The sequence below is a fragment of the Xanthobacter sp. 91 genome, from assembly GCF_000702385.1.
GTDB lineage: Bacteria > Pseudomonadota > Alphaproteobacteria > Rhizobiales > Xanthobacteraceae > Xanthobacter > Xanthobacter aminoxidans.
The window spans coordinates 4,156,076-4,172,986 of sequence record NZ_JNIB01000001.1; the positions used below are offsets into that span (position 1 = coordinate 4,156,076).

Genomic DNA, 16,911 nt, shown 5'->3' on the forward strand with positions numbered 1-16,911 from the left:
AGAATTGGCTCAAAAGAATGTGCCAGATTGGCCGATGCCGTGAGCCAGCGATGGACCCTCGGCACAAAAATGCCCTCGGCCATTGTGAAATTTGATGGCGGATCCACAACCCTTTGCGCGTTGGGGCCGGCATGGCCAACCTGCCACTTTCTGGCAGCAGTCGTCAGTGTAGACTTGCGGGCATGTCCCGTTCGGAACGCCTCCTTGACCTCCTCCACGCTTTGCGGCGCCATCGTCGCCCGGTGAGCGGCAGGGTTCTGGCGGATGAGGTCGGCGTCAGCATCCGCACCCTCTACCGCGACATCGCCAGCCTCCAGGCGCAGGGCGCGACCATCGAGGGAGAGCCTGGCGTCGGCTATGTCCTGAAGCCGGGCTTCTTCCTGCCGCCGCTGATGTTTTCTACCGAGGAGATCGAGGCGCTCGTCCTCGGCTCCCGCTGGGTGGCGGAGCGGGCGGACGGCCACCTGCGCGATGCGGCCCTGAGCGCGCTGGCGCGCATCGCCGCCGTGCTGCCGCCTGACCTGCGGGACGAACTGGACGCGTCGTCCCTGCTGATCGCCCCGGGTGCGGATATTCCAGCCGATGCAATCGATCCTGCGGTTCTGCGAAAGGCGATCAGGACGGAACGCAAGCTGTCGATGTCCTATCGCGACGGCTCGGGTGCGCCGTCGCAGCGTGTCGTCTGGCCGTTCGCGCTGGCCTTCTTCGACCATGTGCGCGTGCTGCTGGGGTGGTGCGAGCTGCGCCAGGACTTCCGCTCCTTCCGCACCGACCGCATTGCCATCGCGGACCTGCTGGAGGAGCGCTATCCCGCGCGCCGTCAGGCGCTGTTGAAGCAATGGCGGATCGCGCAGAAAAAGGACCGCCCGGACGCGTGATGCTGCCGGAATCTGGCAGTGGTGAACACTAGGGTCTCGCCTGTCCATCACGACAGGAACCCGCAAATGGCCAGCAAGAACAACATTCTCCTTTACGTCGCCGATGCGTCGGCGAGCGCCGCCTTCTACGCGACGCTCCTTGGAACGCAGCCCGTCGAGGCGAGCCCGACCTTCGCCATGTTCATCCTTCCGTCCGGCCTGGGCCTGGGCCTGTGGGGACGTAGCGGCGTGACGCCTGCGCCGATCGCCGCCGGCGGAGGCTGTGAAATCGGCTTCAAGGTGGATGCGCCCGAAGCGGTCGATGCGAGGCACGCCGAATGGCTGGCCAGGGGCGCGGCGATCGCGCTGCCGCCCATCGACCTCGAATTTGGCCGAAGCTTCGTCGCGCTCGATCCGGACGGGCACCGTCTGCGCGTCTATGCCCTGAACGAGGAGATGTAGGCGCGCCCGGCTCACCCCATGGCCCGTGCCAGCGCCGCGAGAACACGCGGATCGCTCATCTGCGCTACGTTGAAGCGCAGGAAGGCACCGGCGGTCTGGGCCACGCTGAAGACGTTGCCGGGGGCGAGGATCACCCCTTCTCCCCGGCAGCGTGCCGCGATCATCGCGGACTCAAGCCCCTCCGGCAGGCGGCACCAGAGATAGAAGCCGCCACGCGGCATCAGCCACGGGACAATGCCGAGCCGGCCGAGTTGTTCGGCCGCCGCCAGCCGGGCGCGCGTCAGGCGGTGACGCACCTCCTCCATGTGCTTGCGATAGCCGCCGCCGGTCAGGATGCCCGCCACCAGCTCGCCCGCCACGGGACTGACGGCGCCAAAGCTGGTGGCAATCTGCAGGTCGCTCAACGCCTCGATCCATTCCGGCCGTGCCGCGATGTAGCCGCAGCGGATGGCCGAGGAGAGGGTCTTGGAGAAGCTACCGATGCGGATCACCCGGCTCAGCCCGTCGAGGATGGCGAGGCGGGGGGAGGGGGCCGGCTCGAAATCAGCGAAGATGTCGTCTTCTACGATGGTGAGTCCGCGCGCCTGCGCGAGGGTCAGGACACGGTGGGCCGTCTGGGGGGAGAGGGTGGCGCCGGTCGGATTCTGGAGCGCGGAGTTGGTGATGTAGAGGCGGGGCGATTCTTCCGCGAGGACCTGCTCGAAGGCGGCAAGATCCGGCCCCGCGGGCGTCATGGGCACGCCGATGACGCGGACGGAGTGGGCACGCAGCAGCGCATGGAAATTGAAATAGCAGGGGTCGTCCACCAGCACGGCATCGCCCGGCCGCAGCAGCAGCCGGCAGACGAGATCGATGGCCTGCGTGCCCGAACCGGTGAGCATCACCTGGTCGAGCGTTGCACCGATGCCCTCCTCGGCGAACCGCCCGAGCAGCAGCCGGCGCAACGCCAGCGGGCCGCGCGTGCTGCCATATTCCGTAAGCAGCGCGCCGTCTGCGCGGGCGAGCGTTCGCAGACCTTTCCGCAGGGCGGCGACGGGCATCCAGTCGTCCGGCAGCCAGCCGCAGCCGGGCTTGAGCACGGACGGCCCGGCATCGAGCGACTGCTTCGACACCCAGAAGGGGTCGATATCGGGCGCGCGCGGCGCATCCGCCTGGCCCAGCGCCATCAGCGGCGGATCGCGCGGTGGCAGGCCCGCGCCCGTCACGTAGAAGCCCGAGCCTCGGCGCGCGCGGATGACACCTTCCGCTTCCAGCCGGTCATAGGCCTCCACCACCGTGGAAGGAGAGACGCCCATCGCCGTGGCGAAGCGGCGGACCGACGGCAGCCGGTCGCCGGGCGTAAGGGCGCCGCCTGCGATGCGGCGCCAAATCTCCGCCATCAGGGCCTCGGTGCGCGTCGTGGCGAGCTTTGGCAAGGCCACTGTTTGGCTCCGTGGACTCATACAGTTTGGCAGAATTGTATGTGAGTGTGGCTGTCTCCGCCACCGGCGCAGGCGTATCGCGGGCCGCGAAAGCGAGGCACCATGGAACGCAATGCAGCCGGCTGGGGCAGTGGATTTCTCGGCGTCGTCATCTTCAGTGGCTCGTTGCCGGCGACGCGGCTCGCCGTCGCCGACTTCTCGCCGCTCTTCCTCACCTCCGCGCGCGCCGTCATCGCCGCGCTCATCGCCGGGGTATTTCTGGCGGCACATCGCCAGGTGCGGCCGGCCGCGGGCGACCTTCTCTCTCTCGCCATCGTCGCCGTCGGCGTGGTGGTCGGGTTTCCGCTGCTTACCGGACTGGCGCTGCAGCACATCATGGCGGCGCACTCCATCGTCTTCATCGGCCTGCTGCCGCTCGCGACCGCCATCTTCGGCGTGCTCCGCGGCGGCGAGCGTCCGAAGCCGGCGTTCTGGCTGTTCTCCTGCGTCGGAGCGGCGACCGTGGCGGGCTTTGCCCTGTCACGCAGTGCGGACGGTTCCCTGTCGGGAGACCTGCTGATGATCGGCGCCGTCGTGCTCTGCGGGCTCGGCTATGCCGAGGGCGCGACGCTGTCGCGGCGCCTGGGCGGCTGGCAGGTCATCTCATGGGCGCTGCTGTTGGCATTGCCGTTCATGGCGGCGATCGCCCTGACGGTCCGTCCCGACCGCTGGGCGGGAATCGGGCTGCCGGCATGGGCGGGCCTCGCCTACGTCTCGGTGTTCAGCATGCTGGTGGGATTCGTCTTCTGGTATCGCGGCCTCGCACTGGGCGGAATCGCCGGGGTCGGGCAGTTGCAGCTGCTGCAGCCCTTCCTCGGGCTGATGCTGGCGGCCGCGATACTGGGGGAGAGCATCGCGTGGCCCATGCTCGCCGCCACCGGTGTGGTGGTGCTGTGCGTGGCCGGCGCCCGGCACTTCGCCCACCGCTGAAGGGCTGGGCGAACCGGGCGTCGCGATTCGAGCCGGGCTGCCATAAGGGAAACCCTTGCACGGTATGGTGCGGCGGCGAAAACGGTCGCCGCAATCGCAGCGCACCGGTCCCTTGCATCGTCACCACGACCGGGGCCGCGCGAGGGTCCGGAGCCGGCTCGGCGGTCCAAGACGGCGGCACCATGGTGGGTTTCCCCGCCGGAGAGAACGGGCGGCCTCAATGGTCCAGTTCAAGCACGTCGTAGAGTCGGGTGTTGCAAAAATACACAATTTTTATCAATGGCTTAACCCTAATCATCCCCCACAGCCCCTAGTCTGTGGTTCGGTATCGAGGTAAGCCATCACCCAGCGTGCCATTCCTGCAACACCCGCTGGAAAAGCACCCTCGCGAGGCCGTGAACGGCGTGGTTTGGATTGATCACAGGTTGGCCTTTTGTATGTTGGCTTTGCGACGAAGGGGGGCAGTCCCCGGTCGACCGGTCCGCGTTCGGGGGGTCTGAACGCGGAATGGGAATCGGGGCAAGAACCCTCTCGGGGTGCAGCCGCACCGGCGAAGCGGAACTCGCTCCCTCGGAACCAAACTTGGAGGTCACGATGAAGATGGTGAAGAGCCTTCTCCTCGGCAGCGCGGCGGGTCTCGTCGCGGTCGCTGGAGCCCAGGCCGCCGACCTGCCTGTCAAGGCAAAGCCGGTTGAATACGTGAAGGTCTGCTCTGCCTACGGCGCGGGCTACTTCTACATCCCCGGCACCGACACCTGCATCAAGATCGGCGGCTACGCCCGCTTCGATACTTATGTGAACGCCGTCGGCACCTTCAACCCGGCCATCTCCTCCAACGCCGGCACCTACTTCAACGGTCCCGGCGTCGGCACTTTCGCCTATCCCTTCAAGGATGGTGATGATCCGGATTACCTGACCCGCGTCCGCGGCGTCGTCGACTTCGACGCCCGCACCCAGACCGATTACGGCACGCTCCGCTCCTACGTGCGCTTCGGCGCCGAGTGGAACTCGTCTTCGGGCGCTGGCGTCGGTCCGGCGAACAACCTCTACTTCGAGCGCGCGTTCATCCAGTTCTCGGGCTTCACGTTCGGTTACACCCAGTCGTTCTTCGACACGGGCGTCGGCTACATGCTGACCACCCCGTATGCGGGTTCGAACATGTGGAACACCGTGCTGGCCTACACCGCGCAGTTCGGCAACGGCTTCTCGGCGACCCTGTCGGTTGAAGACGCCGCGAACCGTACGACCGGCGTGCAGATGACCGGCTCGACCTTCCAGCCGGTGTTCAATGTCACGACCGGCGCGACCGGCCTGACCTACACCAACTACCAGGGCGGTCAGCAGGCTCCCGACATCGTCGCGAACCTGCGCTATGATGGCTCCTGGGGTACGGTTCAGCTGTCTGGTGCTCTGCATCAGGTCGTGACCTCGCTGCCGCTCTATGCCGGCTTCTACCCGGGCATGGGCACCACGAGCCAGTGGGGCTGGGCTCTCGGCGGCAGCGCCGAGTTCAAGCTCCCCATGCTTGCCGCCGGCGACAGCCTCTACCTGCAGGCCAACTACGAGCAGGGCGCTGCGTCCTACTACATCGGCCTGTCCGGCACCGCGCAGGGTCGTTCCACCTCGGTCGGCTCCATCAGCCTGACCCAGGTTGGTGGCTCGCTGATCCCGTCGGGCGCCTTCTACACCGTGGCTGACGCCGTGGCCGACCTCTTCGGTCAGCCCACCCTCACCACCGGCTGGGCCATCCAGGGCCAGTTCCGCCACTACTGGACCCCCGGCCTGCGGTCGGCGATCTACGCTGGCTACCTGTCCTACTCGGTGCCGACCAACATCGTCGCCGCCCAGGACTTCAACATGTGGCAGGTGGGTTTCAACACCATCTGGTCGCCTGTTAAGAACCTCGATATCGGCGCGGAAATTCTGTACACCAAGGTTGACGGTTCCGTGCCGCTCAACAACTACGCTTCGGTCAACGCTGCCGGCAATCCCCAGGGTTCGCTGGTTGGCGGCTCCACCGACATCGTGTCGGGCGGCATCCGCGTGCAGCGCAACTTCTGATCCTTCGCGATCGGACGAAGAACCCCGGTGGGCAACCACCGGGGTTTTTCTTTGTCTGCACTCCTGCACCCTGCAGGAGTTTTTCGTCTTCGTGAGCCAGTACGACTTTCATTCGAGACCAGGTCGCGCCCTACAGTGCGCGTCGATTTGCCAGCCGCGCCACCAAGTTCTGGCGCCCGCACGATTTCGGCATCGCTCGAATCTACTTCACGTTATGCTGCGCTTGAGCGATGAGCGGATCGCGGCGCGGCGTTTTCATTTTGCTGCTTCCAGCGCGGACCGCGAGAGTTGTTCCGTGAGTGCCATCTAGAGGTGGCAATGGCGGATCTGCGCGTCTGCGCACGTTGAGCCTGCTGCTGGCCGCTTGTGAGTACCGCGAGAGGGGTCGATGCCGGTCGCCCGCGCCATCGTAATGCGCCGTCTCCCCTGCCTGATCCTTCTCGGAGCGGTCGGCGGGATCGTGGCCGGTTGGGCGCAGGGGCAGGCGGCGGCCGCGGACTTGCCCTCGCCGCCTGCAACCGACGGCCGCGTGAGGGCGTGCACGGCACAGGGGCCGGGGTTTTTCTTCATTCCGGGCACAGACACCTGCCTGCGCATTGGCGGATACCTTTGGGTCGAGGGTTATTACAACACCTATTCCGCCTTCCCGCCGAATTACGACAAGGCGTATTCGATCGCCACGGGCGCCCTCATCATCGATACCCGTACCGACACGGAATATGGTGTCGTTCGAAGCTATTTCGAAACCCGCTACCAGTGGCGCACGTCTGACCCTTGGTCCGATGGCCCGAACACACCGACCGGGAACAAATCCGCCCAGCTCGACCTGCGCGACATCTACGTGCAGTTCGCCGGCTTCACCGTCGGCCACACCCAGTCCGTCTTCGATTTCTACGGCAACGCCAACGTGTTCGGCACCGACGCCGCCACCATTGGCGACGATACCCGCCTGAACCTGATCGCCTACACCTACGAGCTCTCGCGGAGCCTCAGCACGACCCTCGCCCTGGAAGACGCGGCGGACCGCCAGAGCGGCATTCTTGCCCGCAGCCCCAGCCTCTTCGGCCCGGCTGACTTCCAGGCCGGGGTAGGGGCTCCGGACGTGGTGGCCAACCTGAAATCACAGGCGTCGTGGGGCACCCTCCAGCTGTCCGGCGCCTTGCATCAGGTCAGCGCGACCACGCTGGATACGCCCCTCGCCACGGTGAACGGCGGCTGGGGCTATGCGCTTCAGGCGGGCGCCATGTTCAACCTGCCCGCGTTCGGCGAGGGCGACACGCTCTATCTCCAGGCGGCATACGCGAAGGGCGCCACCTCTTATCTGGGGCTGCAGGATCCATCCGGGGCCTACGACCCGCCGGACGCCTTCCTCGGTGCCTTCGGCGAGGTGCACAAGGTGTCCGGCTGGAGCGCCACGGCCTCGTTCCTGCACAATTGGAACGAGCATTGGAGTTCGGCCCTTTTCGGAGGCTATGCAGCCTACGACTTCAACAATACTGGCGTGCAGGCCTCGTACGGCGCATCCGGTGGCACGAACCTCAATGTCGGCGGCTACCTGGCCTTCACGCCCGTGAAGCAATTCACCATTGCCCTGCAATATGATTACAATTCCAATGCCGCGACGAACTACAGGCTAACGCCCTTCTCGCCGGCGCAATCTTCGGTGGGGGCGCAACAGGTGCTGCTGTTCATCTCCCGCGATTTCTGAGGGCGTCCGGCACGCAGCCTCGCCCCTCTAATGCCGTCTTCGCCCGCGAGGCTTCCGGTGCGACGGCGAATTATGCTGAAGTCCCCTTCCGGCTCCCGAGAGCGGGGCGGACAGCGGGGTGTGCGTGGTGCGGCAAGGCGAGGTGAAAAGAGCGGGCGAGGACGGGCCCCGGCAGGTCCAGCCGCGCCGGGGCGGGATCTGGCGACGCCTGTGGCCTCTGGCGGCCGGCCTCGCAGCCCTGGCCACGCTCACGGTCTTCGCCATCCTGTTCGGCCGCGGGCCTATCCAGGCCGACCTCGATTCGGCGGCGCGGGATGTGCTCGCGCGGACCGGCGAATCCTGGGCTTCGGCCCGCTTTCAGGGCCGCGATGCCACCTTGGAGGGCGAGGCCCTCGCCGAGGAGGCGCGGACCAAGGTGCGCGCCTCGCTGGAAGGCCTGTTCGGCGTCCGCGTGGTGCGTGACGCAACCACTCTGCTGCCGGAGCGGCACCCCTTCACCTTCAGCGCGGTGAAAGACGGACGCGCGATCGCGGTTGATGGCTACGTTCCCTCCGCCGATGGCCTGGTGCGGATCGTCGCGGCGGCCCGCAGCGGCGGGGACCAGGTCACAGGACAGAACCGGCTGGTGCGGGCCCGCGGCGCCCCGCCCGGTGATTTCGCCGCGCTGGTCATCTTCGGGCTTGGCCAGCTGAAGCGCCTCCCGTCCGGTCGGCTCACCCTGTCGGATGGCGCGATTGCGCTGGAGGGGCGGGCGCGCGACCTCGCGAGCTATGACGAACTGGCCCAGACCCTGCACGGCCCGCTGCCCGGCGGCATGGTGCTCGCGCGCTTCGAGGTGCGCCCGCCGGTCGCCGCCCCGTTCCTGTGGTCGGCGGTGCGCGATGGCACGGTGCTGCGGCTCAGCGGCTACGTTCCCTCGGCCGAGGCGCGGGCCGAAGTGGCGAAGGCTTTGTCCTCGACCGTGCCGGGCATCGGCATCAAGGACGACACTTTGCTCGCCGACGGCGCGCCGAGCGCGGAACTCTGGATGCGGGCGGTGCGCTTTGCCGGCTCGGCCCTGGCCCAGCTTCCGGAGGGCCGGGTGACGCTCTCCGATTCGACCCTTTCGATCGAGGGCGTCGCGCCCAGTTTCACCTCCTTCGACATCCTCCTCACGCTGCGCCGGCAGCCGCCCGAGGGCTTCCAGATCGTGCGCTTCGCGGTCGAGCCGCCGCGCGCCTCCCCGTTTACATGGCAGATCGAGCGCAACCCCGAGCAGGTGCAGCTTTCCGGCTTCGCGCCGTCCGAAGAGGCCCGCCGCCTGCTGCTGGATGCCGCGCGTTCGGGCTTTCAGGGCATGCCGGTCGCCGACGATCTGCAACTCGCCTCCGGCGGCCCGGCGCCCGAGGTGTGGGCGAGCGCCGCCAGCTTTGCCGTCGCCCAGCTCGCCCGGATGCATGCCGGCTCGGCCGAGGTGACGGGCACGCGGATGGTGCTGTCGGGCGAGGCGGCCGATTCCGCGGGCTATCTCGCCGTGGTGCAGGCGGTACGCACGCCGCCGGCCGGCGTCACGGTCGATGCCAGGGGCGTGCGGCCGCCGTCCATCTCGCCTTATGTCTTCTCGGTGCGGCGGGAGGCCGGCGAACTCACGGTCTCCGGCTTCTATCCGGACGAGGCGGCCCACGTCGCCATCAAGACCGCGCTGGAGCGTGATTTCCTGCGCGAAAAGGTCAATGACGTATCGGCGGTCGGCGGCGGAGCGCCGTCCGGCTTCCGCGATGCGGTGCTCGCCGGGCTCGCGCAACTGTCCCGTCTTTCCTCCGGCGAATTGAGCGTCGCCGATGCACAGATGCGCCTGAGCGGAACGGTGCTCGACGCAACCGTGGGCGGAGAGGTGGAGGCCGCGCTCAAGCGCGCGGCCCGGCCGCCGTTCGTGATCGAGACGGCACTCCAGCTCGCCCCGCCCGCCCCGCCGGTGAGCGTCGCGGAATGCGGCCGGCTGGTCGGCGAGCTGCTGTCGCGGGGAACGGTCCGTTTCGTCGGCGCCACTGCGGACATCGATGCCCTGAGCCGTGGCCTCGTGGATCGTATTGCGGCCGTGTTGAAGCGATGCCCGGACAGTCTGGTGCGTGTGTCCGGCCATACGGACGGCGTCGGCGATGGAGCGGCCAATCTGCGTCTGTCGGAGGCGCGGGCGAAGGCTGTGGTCGCGGCCCTTGCCGCGGAAGGCATAGCCTCCGACCGGCTGATGGCGGCAGGGCTCGGCTCCGGCCAGCCGGTGGCGCCGAACGACACCGAGGCGGGCAGGGCGCTCAACCGGCGCATCGAGATCGAGGTGAAGGAGCGCGCGCCATGATCTATCTCGCCATCGCGCTTTGGCCTTACGTGATCGGCGCGGCCGCGATCGGCCTCGCCACCGGCTACGCGCTGGGGCGGAATGGGGGGAGCCGGCCATGACCGCCTTTGCCATCGAGGTGGCCCTGCTCCTCACCCTCGTCTTCGCTGCCGCGCTGGCGGTCGGCTATCGCCTCGGCCGCAAGCACCGTCCAGCCGAACCACCGGTGCAGGCCGAAGTCCTGCCACCTCCCGCCGTCGTGGAGCGTCCGTCCAGTCCTGCCGCGCCTCAGCCCCAGCCGGAACCGCCTGTCCTGGTCGAGCCCGCGCCCTCGCCCCAGCAGGACCTGTTCGCGCGGCTCGGCATCGCCGACATGAATGCGGTGCCGCCTCTGGATGAAGAGGAGGAAAACGAGCCGCCGCCTCCGGCCACGCAGTCGCCGATCCGCCCCGCCCCACGCGCCCGGCGACGGCCGCCGGAGAGCCTGCCGGGGGTGCGCCCGCCCGCCCTCGACGCGCCGGAGGGCGAGGGGGCGGACGATCTCAAGCAATTGAAGGGCATCGGTCCGCAGAACGAGCAGCGGCTCAACGAGATCGGCATCTTCCATCTTCGGCAGATCGCCTCATGGACGCCGGAAGAGGCCGCCTGGGTCGGCAGCTATCTCGCCTTCCCCGGCCGCATCGAGCGCGAGGACTGGATGGGGCAGGCGAAAGCCATCCTCGAGGGTGGAGCACCGCCGCCGCGTCGGCGGCGGTGAGCCGGGCTCAGCGCCCGCCGCGCAGATCGGCTTCCATCTGGAGCTTGCTCGGGATGTTGAAGCGCACCTTGTAGACTTGGTAGTTCTCCATCACCCGCTGCACATAGTTGCGGGTCTCGGAGAAGGGGATGCACTCCACCCAGTCCACCACGTCCACGTCCGGGTCGCGCGGGTCGCCGTAGCGGGCGATCCACTTGGCGACGCTGCCGCGGCCCGCGTTATAGGCGGCGAAGGCCAGCACGTAGTTGCCGCCATATTGCGCCACCAGCTCGCCCAGCTCGGCGGCGCCGAACTGCACATTGTAGGACTGGTCGCTCATCAGCCGGCGCTCGTCATAGGAAACGCCCGTGACCTTGGCCACCTGCCGTCCCGCCTCCGGTGTGACCTGCATCAGGCCCATCGCCTTGGCGCTGGAATAGGTCGCCGGGTTGAACTGGCTCTCCTGCCGGGCGATGGCATAGACCGCCGCCTTGTCCACCGGGTCGCCGATGGGGCTGTAGTTGGGCAGGCCGAACGTCGGGAAGGCCTCAGCCTCCAGCGGATGGCCCTCGGCGAGCCCCTCTTTGCCCACCACCAGCGCGCCGCGCGGATCGTTGTTGGATTCGGCGAGGGTCGCGAGCATGGCGAGCTGGCTCGAATCCTCCATCCGCCAGGCGAGGTCGTAATAGATGGTCAGCGGGATGTCGCGCGCGCCCACGGCATAGAGCATCCGGATCGCCTTCACCGGCTCCAGGCGGGCGAAGGTGTCGCGCGCGCCGAAGGACGGGGAGGGCGCGCCGCGCAGCACGACAGGGGCCATGCCGAGCTTGGTGCGCGAGAGCTGGCCGTAATAGGTCGCCGGGAATTTGGCCGCCGCCTGATAGCCGGCATTGGCCCGGCCACGATCACCCATCGCCTCCGCCGCGCGGGCCTGCCAGTAATAGGCGCGCGACAGCGTGATGGGATGCTTCTGGTCGTCATCGACCTTGGCGAAATGCTGGGCGGCCCGGCTCGGGTCCTTCAGGAAGCGCAGGGCGATCCAGCCGGCGGTCCATTGCTGCTCGGCGCGATAATTGTCAGCCTGCGGCGGCACGCCGGTGGCGGCGACCTTGTAGGCGGTCTGGAAATCGCCGGCATCGAGCAGCTCACGCGCGACGAGGCGGCGTTCGATCCACCATTCGTCCGGGTCGGCCAGCACCTGATCGGAGCTGGAGCCGGCGAGCAGGGCCCGCGCCGCTTCCTGAGGCTTGTCGGCCCGGCGCAGCAGCTGGGACTTGGCGAACAGATAGGCGGGGTCGCTCGACAGCGTGAACGGCACGAGGCCGAGCAGCTTCTCGCCGTTCGCCTCCTTGCGTGCGATCGCCATGCGCGCCTTGGTGAGCGCCACGATATCGCTGCCGGCGCGCGCGGCGGCGCGCAGGGCGCGGTCCGTGTCCGGCTTGTAGCTGAAGTGGTCGGCCCTCAGCTTGTGATCGGCGCGGGTGAGGAAGCCGGAGAACTCGTCGATGATCTTGCTCTCGAAGAGCTCGTTCAGCTCGTCGTTGCGCCAGGCGTCGCGCACCCACTCGGCCGCATCCTGCCTTTTGCCGATGGAGACGAGATAGCGGGCGAGCGCCACCTTGCCCTCGCCGGACAGGGGCGCCTGATCGGCGAAGAACGCCTGCGCCTTCGCCGGGTCCTTGTTTTCCTGGAACAGCACGCGCTCGGCGCGACGGCGCAGGGTGGACTGCGTGGGCCAGCCTGGCTTTTCCTGGATGAATTCGTTGATGGCGTTGAAGCCGAGATCGTTCGGCGCGTGCCGGATGACGAGCCACGTCACCAGCGTGCGCGCCACCGGATCGTCGAGCTGCTGGGCCGCCCCCATGGCCTCGGCGGCGCGTCCGTTGCGGGCGGCGTTCACCGCGACCTTCAACGCGGCGAGATCGCCGCCGGGGATGCTGGACGACGCGCCGACCGTCGGCGCAGGCTGATGCACAGTGGGCGCGACGCGTGCCGCAGTGGGTTTGCCGGCGGACGGTTTGGTGGACGCGCTCTTGCTCGCCGCGGGCTTCGCGGCCGTAGCGGGCTTGGCCGGCGTGGACGACTTCGCGTCCTTGGACTTCGTGTCCTTGGCCTTGGCGTCCTTCGCCTTGGCATCCTTGGCCTTGGAATCAGCCGCCTTGCTGTCCTTGGATTTCGCGTCCTTGGCGTGGGCATCCTTCGACTTGGCGTCGGTCGACTTCGAATCCTTGGAGGCGGACGCGGACGGCTTGGCCGGGGGTGTCGGCGCGGATTCCGCGACCGCCGGCATCGCCCCGCTCCAGGCGAGGGCGAGCGCAAGCGCGCTCACGGACATCAGGCTCGAGACAGACGACATGAAGCTTCCTCGCGGGCGCGGGCTGTGGTGGCGTATTCCCCCACCCGCATGTTCGGCCACCGGCGTTGACGAAACCCTAACCTCAATGAAGTCCGAAAACCGGGCGAAACCACGGCTTTCGGGACCTTGGCGGTTGTTCCGGGGCAAATCTGCCGCAGGCTACCCCCTTGCGGCAGTTTGCTACCATTCCCGAAGGGCATTTTGCCCTCATGGCAACGATCGTAGCAGCGCATCCCCCTTTCCGGCCGGGCGGCAAAAGGATAAGGGTCAAGGTCCGCACCCGCCGCTCTCCCGAGCCGGCGCGGCGCCGGGCCGGTCGTTCGCGGCAGGTCCCGGCCAACCACAAGCTCCCAGGAACCCAAGGCGTTCGCCATGTCGCCCATCCCGTCTGCGTCCCGTTTCCGCGGCTCGTTCACCGCCCTCGTCACTCCGTTCCGCGACGGCGCGCTGGACGAGAAGGCGTTCCGTGCCTTCGTGGACTGGCAGATATCCGAGGGGACGCACGGTCTCGTCCCGGTCGGCACCACGGGCGAAAGCCCCACCGTCTCCCATGAGGAGCACAACCGCGTGGTGGAATGGACCGTGGAGCAGGCCGCCGGCCGCGTTCCGGTCATGGCCGGCGCGGGTTCCAACAACACCGCCGAGGCGGTCGCGCTGGCCGAGCACGCCCAGAAGGTCGGCGCCGACGCGCTCCTCGTGGTGACGCCCTACTACAACAAGCCCACGCAGGAAGGCCTCTATCGCCACTTCAAGGCGATCGCCGACGCCGTGGACCTGCCGATCTTCATCTACAACATCCCGAGCCGCTCGGTGATCGACATGTCGGTCGAGACCATGGCCCGGCTGTTCGAGATCAAGAACATCGCCGGCGTGAAGGACGCCACCGCTTCCATGACCCGCGTGTCACTGCAGCGGCAGGTGCTGGGGCCGGACTTCATCCAGCTCTCGGGCGAGGATGCGACCGCCCTCGGCTTCATGGCCCATGGCGGCCACGGCTGCATCTCGGTTGCCTCCAACGTCGCGCCGCGCCTGTGCTCGGAGTTCCAGCTGGCCTGCCTCGCGGGCGACTTCAAGGCGGCGCTGGCGATCCAGGACAAGCTGATGCCGCTGCACACGGCGCTGTTCGTGGAGACCAACCCGGCGCCCACCAAGTATGCCCTCTCGCTCCTCGGCAAGATGAGCGAGGAGGCGCGCCTCCCCATGGTGCCGGTTTCCGAGACCACCCGCGCCGTGGTGCGCAGCGCCATGGTGCAGGCCGGCCTCATCAACTGAGGCGGCATCTGCTATGCTTCGCCCATGACCAAGTTGCTGGATGAAGCCATAGCGGAAATCCGCAAGCTGCCCGACGCCGAGCAGGACCGCGCCGCGGCCCTGCTTCTCGCTCTCGCGCACGAGCAGGATGACGACGCCGCGAACTACCGGCTGACGCCGGAGCAGGTGACGCAGATCGAGGCGACGCTCCGCGCCATCGAGGCGGGCACGATGGAATTTGTCAGTGAGCAGGAGATGGCTGCCGTGTGGGCTCGCTTCGGGCTGTGAGGGTCCGGTTTGCGGCACCCGCGCTGCGTCATCTCGACGAGATTCACAGTTTCATCGCAGCGGATAATCCCGCTGCGGCCTCCCGAGTCCTGGGCGATATCCGAAAAGCGGTTACGTTGTTGCAGATCGCTCCCAACGTCGGACGGCGTGGAGAGGTAGATCGCACCCGCGAATGGGTTGTCCGCCAGCGGCCTTACGTCATCGTCTATTGTATCGAACCAGCGGAAGACCTTCTCACCGTGCTCGGCATCTACCACACCGCTCGCCGACGCCCCTGACGGCTGGCTGCCCATTCCCTAGCCGCTTGCTTCGGCGGTGCGCTGCGACCACATTCCCCCATCATGACATCCAAGAAGACCGAAGCCCCCCGCAAGATCGCCGCCGACAACCGGCGCGCCCGCTTCGATTTCGAGCTGGGCGAGACGTTCGAGGCCGGCATCTCCCTCACCGGCACCGAGGTGAAGAGCCTGCGCAACGGCAAGGCGACCATCGGCGAGAGCTACGCCGCCCAGAAGGAGGGCGAGATGTGGCTCTACAACGCCTATATCCCCGAATATCTGGAAGCCAACCGCTTCAACCACGAGACCCGCAGGCCGCGGAAGCTGCTGCTGCACAAGCGGCAGATCGCCAAGCTCGGGCAGGCCGTGGAGCGCGAGGGCATGACGGTGGTGGCGACCAAGATCTATTTCAACGATCGCGGTCGCGCCAAGGTGGAGCTGGCGCTGGCCAAGGGCCGCAAGGCGCACGACAAGCGCGAGGCCTCCAAGGAACGCGACTGGGCGCGCGACAAGGCGCGCCTGATGCGCGAGCGCGGGTGAGGGAAGGGGCGTCATGCCGGGCAAGATCGCCTTCGACCATTGCGTCGTCCATGTGAGCGATTTCGCCCGCTCCAACGCCTTCTATGCGGCCGTCCTCGGCGCGGAGGTGGTGACGGTGGGCACGGGCTTCGCCTACCGCTTCGGGGACCGCCAGCTGAACCTGCATGGGCCGGGCGTCGATCCGGTGCCTGTGGCGCGTCTGCCGGTGCAGCCGGGCAATTCCGATCTGTGCTTCCGCTGGGATGGCCCGATCGCGGAGGCCGTGGCGCACCTCGCCGCCCATGGCATCACGCCCGAACTCGGCCCGGTGCGTCGCTTCGGCGCCCGTGGCCACGGCACCAGCGTCTATTTCCGCGATCCGGACGGGTCGCTGCTCGAATTCATCTCCTACGAAACCTCTCAGGGGGACGCGTCATGAGCACTTCCGGCTACACCAGCCTGCCCGATGACCTCCCGTCGCCGGAAGATGACGGCCTCGCCGCGCACCTGCCGGGGCTGGAACTGCCCATCATCAACCTTCCCGCGACGGACGGCCGGCACATCGATCTGTCCGGCCTTTCCGGCCTGACGGTGGTCTATGCCTATCCGCGTACGGGCGTGCCCGGCCAGCCCTTGCCGGAGGGCTGGGACGCCATTCCCGGCGCGCGCGGCTGCACGCCCCAATCCTGCGCCTTCCGCGACCACTTCGCCGATCTGCGCGACGCCGGCGTGGAGCATGTGTTCGGCCTGTCGCTGCAGGACAGCGACTATCAGCGCGAGGCGGTGGAGCGACTCCATTTGCCGTTCCCGCTGCTGTCCGATCATCGGCATGAGCTGACGACGGCCATCCGCCTGCCGACCTTCGAGGTGGAGGGCGCGAAGCTGCTGAAGCGCATCACCCTCATCATCGAGGAGGGCGCCATCAGCCACGTCTTCTATCCGGTGTTCCCGCCGGACCGGAACGCGGCGGACGTGCTGGCCCATTTGCGCCGGGGGCGGCAGGGCTGAGCGCTCAGCCCGGGCAGCTCAGCCCAGATTCGCGCGGACGGCGGAAAAGACGGAGCGGAACATCTCGGGCGTCAGCACGCCGGTGTTCGTGTTGTAGCGCGAGCAGTGGTAGCTCGCGAACAACCGCACGCTGCCCACCTCGTCCGAAACGCCGTGGCCGAACTTGAGCCGCGAGGCCTTCTGGCCGAGCGCGGCAAGGGTCGAATCGTGGGCGATCTTGCCCAGCGTGACGATGGCCCGGAGCGCCGGCATTTCGGCCATGGCGGCGGAGAGGAAGGGCCGGCAGGTGCGGATTTCCTCGGGCGTCGGCTTGTTCTGGGGCGGCACGCAGCGCACGGCATTGACGATGCGCGCGCCGGTGAGGGTCAGGCCATCTTCCGGGTGCGCCGCATAGGGGCCACGCGCGAAGCCATATTCGATCAGCGTCGCGTAGAGCAGATCGCCGGCATAGTCGCCGGTGAACGGGCGGCCCGTGCGATTGGCGCCCCGCAGGCCCGGCGCGAGGCCGACGATCAGCAGCGGCGCGTCGACCGGCCCGAATGCGGGCACGGGCGCATTGTGCCATGCGGGTTCATTCGCCCGCCATTCCTCGCGGAAGTCCACGAGGCGCGGGCACAGCGGGCAGTCGCGCCCCGGCTCGGAGGCCGGGGGAGCGGCGGCTGTTTTGGCAGCCATCTTGGCGG

Annotated in this window: 14 protein-coding genes and 1 pseudogene; 12 read left to right on the forward strand and 3 right to left on the reverse strand. The window is 67.9% G+C overall.

The genetic code is table 11. From position 1 onward, the window contains the following. Nucleotides 1-182: 182 nt before the first annotated feature. The gene (locus A37E_RS0119505; protein ID WP_029558148.1) at nt 183-878 is read left to right on the forward strand and encodes a YafY family protein; all 696 of its coding nucleotides are present in this window, start codon (nt 183-185) and stop codon (nt 876-878) included. A 66-nt stretch (nt 879-944) separates the two neighbouring features. Continuing rightward, nucleotides 945-1,319 carry a VOC family protein gene (locus A37E_RS0119510; protein WP_029558149.1) on the forward strand — a complete coding sequence of 125 codons (375 nt, stop codon included), beginning with the start codon at nt 945-947 and terminating at the stop codon, nt 1,317-1,319. A gap of 11 nt (nt 1,320-1,330) precedes the next feature. On the opposite strand, the gene A37E_RS0119515 is transcribed toward A37E_RS0119510, so the two are convergent. After that, nucleotides 1,331-2,698, reverse strand: a complete 1,368-nt coding sequence (locus A37E_RS0119515) for a PLP-dependent aminotransferase family protein (protein ID WP_081837850.1) — start codon at nt 2,696-2,698, stop codon at nt 1,331-1,333. A 144-nt stretch (nt 2,699-2,842) separates the two neighbouring features. On the opposite strand from A37E_RS0119515, the gene A37E_RS0119520 reads away from it, so the two are divergent. From A37E_RS0119520 to A37E_RS27505, 5 genes and pseudogenes are all read left to right on the forward strand, one after another. Next, entirely contained in the window at nt 2,843-3,709 is an 867-nt protein-coding gene (locus tag A37E_RS0119520; RefSeq protein ID WP_029558151.1) for a DMT family transporter, read from the forward strand. 600 nt (nt 3,710-4,309) lie between these two features. Next, nucleotides 4,310-5,770, forward strand: a complete 1,461-nt coding sequence (locus A37E_RS0119525) for a porin (protein ID WP_280938462.1) — start codon at nt 4,310-4,312, stop codon at nt 5,768-5,770. A 388-nt stretch (nt 5,771-6,158) separates the two neighbouring features. Continuing rightward, a complete protein-coding gene (locus A37E_RS25495) occupies nt 6,159-7,478 on the forward strand; it encodes a porin (protein WP_051679191.1) in 1,320 nt (439 codons plus the stop codon). Nucleotides 7,479-7,602: 124 nt separating this feature from the next. Further along, nucleotides 7,603-9,813, forward strand: coding sequence for an OmpA family protein (locus tag A37E_RS0119535; protein WP_156026386.1), 2,211 nt, complete (start codon nt 7,603-7,605; stop codon nt 9,811-9,813). A 514-nt stretch (nt 9,814-10,327) separates the two neighbouring features. Next, nucleotides 10,328-10,549: pseudogene (locus A37E_RS27505) on the forward strand (cell envelope biogenesis protein TolA); the annotation flags it as partial. Nucleotides 10,550-10,556: 7 nt separating this feature from the next. Here A37E_RS27505 and A37E_RS0119550 read toward each other — a convergent pair. Further along, complete coding sequence (locus A37E_RS0119550; protein WP_029558156.1) at nt 10,557-12,884, reverse strand: lytic transglycosylase domain-containing protein; 2,328 nt, start codon at nt 12,882-12,884, stop codon at nt 10,557-10,559. 381 nt (nt 12,885-13,265) lie between these two features. On the opposite strand from A37E_RS0119550, the gene dapA reads away from it, so the two are divergent. The 5 genes from dapA to A37E_RS0119575 all read left to right on the forward strand — a co-directional run bounded on the left by dapA (nt 13,266) and on the right by A37E_RS0119575 (nt 16,228). Further along, nucleotides 13,266-14,156, forward strand: coding sequence for a 4-hydroxy-tetrahydrodipicolinate synthase (dapA, locus tag A37E_RS0119555; protein ID WP_024279433.1), 891 nt, complete (start codon nt 13,266-13,268; stop codon nt 14,154-14,156). 24 nt (nt 14,157-14,180) lie between these two features. Beyond that, nucleotides 14,181-14,423 carry a hypothetical protein gene (locus A37E_RS0119560; protein ID WP_029558157.1) on the forward strand — a complete coding sequence of 81 codons (243 nt, stop codon included), beginning with the start codon at nt 14,181-14,183 and terminating at the stop codon, nt 14,421-14,423. 341 nt (nt 14,424-14,764) lie between these two features. Next, nucleotides 14,765-15,241, forward strand: a complete 477-nt coding sequence (gene smpB / locus A37E_RS0119565) for an SsrA-binding protein SmpB (protein WP_024279430.1) — start codon at nt 14,765-14,767, stop codon at nt 15,239-15,241. A gap of 13 nt (nt 15,242-15,254) precedes the next feature. Next, nucleotides 15,255-15,659, forward strand: coding sequence for a VOC family protein (locus A37E_RS0119570; protein ID WP_038193415.1), 405 nt, complete (start codon nt 15,255-15,257; stop codon nt 15,657-15,659). Further along, nucleotides 15,656-16,228, forward strand: a complete 573-nt coding sequence (locus A37E_RS0119575; RefSeq protein WP_029558159.1) for a peroxiredoxin — start codon at nt 15,656-15,658, stop codon at nt 16,226-16,228. The genes A37E_RS0119570 and A37E_RS0119575 overlap by 4 nt, the downstream gene beginning before the upstream one ends. An 18-nt stretch (nt 16,229-16,246) precedes the next feature. Here the strand turns inward: A37E_RS0119575 and A37E_RS0119580 are convergent, their stop codons facing one another. Further along, the gene (locus A37E_RS0119580) at nt 16,247-16,903 is read right to left on the reverse strand and encodes a uracil-DNA glycosylase (RefSeq protein WP_029558160.1); all 657 of its coding nucleotides are present in this window, start codon (nt 16,901-16,903) and stop codon (nt 16,247-16,249) included. Nucleotides 16,904-16,911: the final 8 nt, after the last annotated feature.

Bases quoted from the DNA above. Each gene is read 5' to 3' on its own strand.
- A37E_RS0119510 (WP_029558149.1), top strand. From the start codon at position 945: ATGGCCAGCAAGAACAACATTCTCCTTTACGTCGCCGATGCGTCGGCG.
- A37E_RS0119520 (WP_029558151.1), top strand. From the start codon at position 2,843: ATGGAACGCAATGCAGCCGGCTGGGGCAGTGGATTTCTCGGCGTCGTC.
- smpB (WP_024279430.1), top strand. From the start codon at position 14,765: ATGACATCCAAGAAGACCGAAGCCCCCCGCAAGATCGCCGCCGACAAC.
- A37E_RS0119575 (WP_029558159.1), top strand. From the start codon at position 15,656: ATGAGCACTTCCGGCTACACCAGCCTGCCCGATGACCTCCCGTCGCCG.
- A37E_RS25495 (WP_051679191.1), top strand. From the start codon at position 6,159: ATGCCGGTCGCCCGCGCCATCGTAATGCGCCGTCTCCCCTGCCTGATC.
- A37E_RS0119505 (WP_029558148.1), top strand. From the start codon at position 183: ATGTCCCGTTCGGAACGCCTCCTTGACCTCCTCCACGCTTTGCGGCGC.
- A37E_RS0119525 (WP_280938462.1), top strand. From the start codon at position 4,310: ATGGTGAAGAGCCTTCTCCTCGGCAGCGCGGCGGGTCTCGTCGCGGTC.
- A37E_RS0119515 (WP_081837850.1), bottom strand. From the start codon at position 2,698: ATGGCGGAGATTTGGCGCCGCATCGCAGGCGGCGCCCTTACGCCCGGC.
- A37E_RS0119580 (WP_029558160.1), bottom strand. From the start codon at position 16,903: ATGGCTGCCAAAACAGCCGCCGCTCCCCCGGCCTCCGAGCCGGGGCGC.
- A37E_RS0119560 (WP_029558157.1), top strand. From the start codon at position 14,181: ATGACCAAGTTGCTGGATGAAGCCATAGCGGAAATCCGCAAGCTGCCC.
- A37E_RS0119570 (WP_038193415.1), top strand. From the start codon at position 15,255: ATGCCGGGCAAGATCGCCTTCGACCATTGCGTCGTCCATGTGAGCGAT.
- A37E_RS0119550 (WP_029558156.1), bottom strand. From the start codon at position 12,884: ATGTCGTCTGTCTCGAGCCTGATGTCCGTGAGCGCGCTTGCGCTCGCC.